The sequence below is a fragment of the Salibacter sp. genome (assembly GCF_031581065.1).
Taxonomy (GTDB): domain Bacteria; phylum Bacteroidota; class Bacteroidia; order Flavobacteriales_G; family Salibacteraceae; genus Salibacter.
Genome location: NZ_JAVLBN010000081.1, coordinates 1 through 4,738, shown reverse-complemented (window position 1 = coordinate 4,738; position 4,738 = coordinate 1). Strand labels below are relative to the sequence as shown.

At 41.1% G+C, this 4,738-nt stretch carries 6 protein-coding genes; 5 read left to right on the top strand and 1 reads right to left on the bottom strand.

The window, feature by feature from the left end; genetic code table 11:
- The 3 genes from RI557_RS11355 to RI557_RS11345 form a co-directional block, all read left to right on the top strand.
- On the top strand, window positions 1-434 hold a 434-nt coding region (locus RI557_RS11355; protein ID WP_310683871.1), incomplete at its 5' end, for an MMPL family transporter.
- 6 nt (window positions 435-440) lie between these two features.
- Window positions 441-1,301 (top strand): glucose-1-phosphate thymidylyltransferase RfbA, encoded by an 861-nt coding sequence (rfbA, locus tag RI557_RS11350; RefSeq protein ID WP_310668361.1) that lies wholly within the window; start codon window positions 441-443, stop codon window positions 1,299-1,301.
- Window positions 1,298-2,281, top strand: a complete 984-nt coding sequence (locus tag RI557_RS11345) for a polyprenyl synthetase family protein (RefSeq protein WP_310683869.1) — start codon at window positions 1,298-1,300, stop codon at window positions 2,279-2,281. The genes rfbA and RI557_RS11345 overlap by 4 nt, the downstream gene beginning before the upstream one ends.
- On the opposite strand, the gene RI557_RS11340 is transcribed toward RI557_RS11345, so the two are convergent.
- Complete coding sequence (locus tag RI557_RS11340; protein ID WP_310683867.1) at window positions 2,278-3,171, bottom strand: TIGR01777 family oxidoreductase; 894 nt, start codon at window positions 3,169-3,171, stop codon at window positions 2,278-2,280. The two genes, RI557_RS11345 and RI557_RS11340, sit on opposite strands and share 4 nt — an antisense overlap.
- A gap of 54 nt (window positions 3,172-3,225) precedes the next feature.
- Between RI557_RS11340 and RI557_RS11335 the strand changes: the two genes are divergently transcribed.
- Together RI557_RS11335 and RI557_RS11330 are read left to right on the top strand one after the other, a co-directional pair.
- Window positions 3,226-3,591 carry a hypothetical protein gene (locus RI557_RS11335; protein WP_310683865.1) on the top strand — a complete coding sequence of 122 codons (366 nt, stop codon included), beginning with the start codon at window positions 3,226-3,228 and terminating at the stop codon, window positions 3,589-3,591.
- A gap of 93 nt (window positions 3,592-3,684) precedes the next feature.
- Window positions 3,685-4,738 (top strand): thiamine pyrophosphate-dependent enzyme (locus RI557_RS11330; RefSeq protein ID WP_310683863.1); only part of this gene is annotated, 1,054 nt, incomplete at its 3' end.

Sequence of the window (4,738 nt, the reverse complement as noted above, 5' to 3'; positions counted from 1 at the left end):
GTACAATTCTGGTTTTCTCAATAGCATTTGGTATCTCGATAGATGATACTATTCATTATTTGGCTAAATACAGGCAGGAATTGAAAGCTCATAACTGGAATGTCAGGATTGCAGCCATCAACTCTATCCGCGAAACCGGAGTGAGTATGATTTACACCTCCATCATTTTGTTCTTTGGTTTTTCTGTTTTTGCAACTTCTCAATTTGGTGGAACGCAAGCTCTTGGTATCTTAGTTTCCATAACATTGCTCGTTGCTATGGTGGCAAACCTCGTGTTATTGCCTAGTTTATTGTTGAACCTTGACAAGAGCATTACGACAAAAGCATTCAAAGAACCCTTTTTACAAATACTCGATGAGGAAGACGCTAATGATTATTCCAACCTTCAAATGAAAAATGAAGAGGATGATAGCGACCAATCATCGAAAACCTAATACTCTATGAAAGGAATTATTTTAGCTGGTGGCTCCGGAACGCGACTTTACCCGCTAACTTACGCAGTTAGTAAGCAGCTCATGCCGGTTTACGACAAACCGATGATTTACTACCCGCTTTCAATCCTCATGATGTCTGGAATCAACGAAATACTCATTATTTCTACACCTAATGACCTTCCAAATTTTGAGAGACTGCTGGGAGATGGATCAAACCTCGGTTGTTCTATCACTTATGCTGAGCAGCCAAATCCCAACGGCTTAGCTGAAGCTTTTATAATTGGAGAAAGTTTTATTGGAAATGATAGTGTTGCATTAATTCTCGGTGACAATATATTTTACGCTTCAAAGCTTTCACAAAAGCTCCAGTCGAGTAAAGATCCTGACGGTGGTGTTGTCTTTGCTTATCACGTAAACGACCCCGAACGTTACGGTGTCGTTGAATTCGATGAGGAAAACAAAGTGAAAAGCATCGAGGAGAAACCAGAAAACCCAAAATCGAATTTTGCTGTACCCGGACTCTATTATTACGATAATGAAGTCGTGGAAATTGCCAAAAAAATCAAGCCTAGTGATCGCGGTGAGCTGGAAATAACAGATGTCAATCGCGAATATCTAAAACGTGATAAACTGAAGGTGACCGTTCTCGATCGCGGAACGGCATGGCTTGATACGGGCACCCATCAGTCGCTAATGCAAGCCGGTCAATTCGTCCAGGTTATTGAAGAAAGACAGGGCTTGAAAATCGGCTGTATTGAAGAGGTCGCTTACAGGATGGGGTATATCAATGATGAGCAGCTCGAAAAAATTGCAAAGCCACTGGTCAAGAGTGGCTATGGCGAATACCTGATTAATTTACTGAAATGAAGCTACCAAAAAAGGTACTCGAACATATCGAATTAGTTGAAAAGTCTTTAAAAGAAAAAGAATATCGGTCAGAGCCGAAAGGGCTTTACGAACCTATTTCCTACTTGTTGAATCTTGGCGGAAAGCGAATCAGGCCGGCACTCGTCATGCTGGGAGCCGAGGTTTTTGGTAAGCCCGGATCTGATTGTGTTGAACAGGCTTTAGCTGTTGAGGTTTTTCACAATTTCACACTCATGCACGATGATATCATGGATGAAGCTCCCCTGCGCAGAGGTCAAAAAACAGTGCACGAAAAGTGGAATGTCAACACGGCAATTCTCAGCGGAGATGCCATGCTCATTCAATCTTATCAGCACCTGATTAAAAATGTTTCTGGCGAAAAAGCAGTTAAGCTAATGGAAGTATTCAATCAAACGGCTCTTGAAGTTTGCGAAGGACAGCAGTTTGATATGAATTTTGAGAGCAGTGATGAGGTTACGGTGGAAAAGTACCTCGAAATGATCAGGCTTAAAACAGCTGTCTTGCTGGGGGGAGCATTGAAAATTGGTGCGGTTTGTGCCGGTGCTGAAATACATGAACAAAAGCAACTGTACACTTTTGGAGTTGAACTTGGCGTCTCTTTTCAAATTCTTGACGATTACCTCGATGTTTGGGGAGATCCTAAATTGACAGGCAAGCGGCCAGGTGGTGATATACTGGCAAATAAGAAAACATTTTTGCTTTTAACCGCTATGCAGGATGCTTCCGGATCTGATCGTGAACTATTGGAAAAATGGCTCAACGAAAAAGATCAGGATTCGCGAAAAGTAGAGGTTATAACTGAGCTTTTTGAAAAAATGGGTTTGGATGAAAAAGCAAAAGAGTTGAGCCGGGAATACTACCAAAACGCGATTGGCGCATTGAAAAAAATCGATGTCCCTGAAACCGACAAAAAAGGTTTGTTGGAATTAGCTAAGCAGCTTGTTGAGCGAAACTTCTAAAAAAGATCGTCAAGCGCGTTTCCCACATTCCTGAACTTGAATTGAAACCCAGAGTCGAGTATTCTTTTACAGGAAATTTTTGATCCTTCGAGAACCATTCCGGCCATTTCACCCATGACAAGTTTTAGTGCAAAACCGGGAGCCGGAATTGGTAAATAGAGCTTTTTACTTTTCCTGGCGAGAACTTTGGTGAATTCTTTGTTTGAAACCGGATTTGGAGCTACAGCATTGTAGGTTGTATTCATCGAGTCATTTTCAATCGCGTGGTAAAACATGCTTGTTAAATCTTCAATATGAATCCATGGCATCCATTGCTTCCCGGTCCCCAGTGGTGATAATAGCGGAGGTTTCGTCATGGCCTCTAGTGCACCACCTTTTCTGCTCAGCACAATCCCGATTCTTATTTGAGCAGTTCTGATTCCTAAATCTCTGAATTTATCTGTTTCAGCTTCCCATTTTTGGGTAACCTGGGCGAGGAAATCATCTCCGGCCTCACTCGATTCTGTCAACTCCTGAGATGTAGTTTTGAAACCGTAGTATCCAATAGCGCTGGCGCATATTACAGCTTTCGGTTTATGGTCAGATCCTTTTACAGCATCGAGCAGAGTTCTCGTACTATCAACACGACTATTCAAAATAACTTTTTTGCGTTCATCAGTCCATTTTTCATCAGCAACACCGGCACCAGCTAAATGAACAATAAAATCGCAACCTTTGAGTGCCTCAGGATCAATTTCCCCTGAAGAAGGATTCCAGCTATAAGATTCAATATTGTTATATTTACCGGCACTGCGCGACAACCAACATACTTCATGGTTGTCTTTTTGGAGTAATGCAGTGAGTTGCTTTCCTATCAATCCCGAGCCGCCAGTTATAAGTATCTTTGCCATTTGGTATTATTTTGATCAACTTTGAAGGCAACAAGCCCAGTACAATTTAGTTCAATGAAGAACACATCAAAGTTAAGTAATGACGAAGTTAAGGCACATTTTGATGATCGCGAAATATTGGAGAAAACAGCCAGGCAGTTAGTAAAAGATCTGGCGTTAATAGGTGAGGAAATAGACTTTGATGCTTCCCAAACAAATGCTTACATTAGTTTGTACAATAAACTTAAACAACTGATCATTCAATTTGTAGAAACAGATATACAGTCACTTATGAATTTGTTATACAGAATTGACCTCGGTGAAAAGGCTGCAAAAAGCGCGCTGCTAAAGGAGCCTGGTGACAAAACTGATCTTTTGGCTCAGCTTATTTTGAAGCGAGAACTACAAAAAGTTTTGCTCAAAAAAGAGTTCGATAAATAAAAATCATACTGTAATTAATTGAAAGTAGTTGTTAATTCAACTATCACATTGGTTAAAATTATAATTTTGTATCTCCTAAGTTGAATAAACACAATGGACAAATATTCATACCTCAGCAACGGAGACGTTGACGCGATTGAGGAACTATACAAAAAATTCAAAGAGAACCCCGACTCGGTAGATGACGGATGGAGAAAATTCTTTGAGGGGTTCGAATTCTCCAAAACTAATTACGAAGAACAGGGAACAGGTGCCACAGGTGTACCTGAAAACTACGAGAAAGAGTTCAAGGTTAAAGAACTCATAGAAGGGTACCGCACACGGGGTCACTTGTTCACAAAAACAAACCCTGTACGAGAAAGAAGAAAGTACCGCGATACTATTTCTCTCGAGTATTACGGGTTGAGTGATGAAGATCTCGATAAAGAGTTCCAGGCCGGGAATGAACTTGGGCTGGGAAGTGCAAAACTCCGTGATATTATCGATCACTTGCAGCAAACTTATTGCCACTCAATTGGAGTAGAGTACGTTTACAACCGTAAGCCAACGGTACTAAAGTGGTTGATCAATCGTGTTGAGCAAAACCGAAACACTCCAGACTTTAACGTAGAAAAGAAAAAAAGAATTCTTCACAAGCTCAACCAGGCGGTTGTTTTTGAAGGTTTCTTACACAAGAAGTTTGTAGGGCAAAAACGTTTCTCACTGGAAGGTGGAGAAGCATTAATTCCGGCTCTCGATACAATCATTGAATACGGTTCTGAACTAGGTGCACAGGAAGTAGTTGTTGGGATGGCTCACCGCGGCCGACTCAACGTATTAGCCAATATCTTTGGCAAAACGTACGAGCAAATCTTCAGTGAATTTCAAAGCAAAGAATACGAAGACGAGATTTTTGATGGTGATGTGAAATATCACCTCGGCTCATCAGCTGATGTGAAAACACAAAATGGAAAAGATGTTCATCTGACACTTTCGCCAAACCCTTCACACCTCGAAGCTGTCGATCCTATTGTTGAAGGTATTTCAAGAGCTAAGATCGACAACTACCTCAATGAAGAGGATAAAATTATTCCTGTTCAGATCCATGGTGATGCAGCAATTGCAGCTCAGGGTGTGGTTTATGAAGTCGTGCAAATGGCTCAGCTTC

Coding starts and splice junctions, on each gene's coding strand:
- rfbA (WP_310668361.1), top strand. CDS start 441: ATGAAAGGAATTATTTTAGCTGGTGGCTCCGGAACGCGACTTTACCCG.
- RI557_RS11335 (WP_310683865.1), top strand. CDS start 3,226: ATGAAGAACACATCAAAGTTAAGTAATGACGAAGTTAAGGCACATTTT.
- RI557_RS11345 (WP_310683869.1), top strand. CDS start 1,298: ATGAAGCTACCAAAAAAGGTACTCGAACATATCGAATTAGTTGAAAAG.
- RI557_RS11340 (WP_310683867.1), bottom strand. CDS start 3,171: ATGGCAAAGATACTTATAACTGGCGGCTCGGGATTGATAGGAAAGCAA.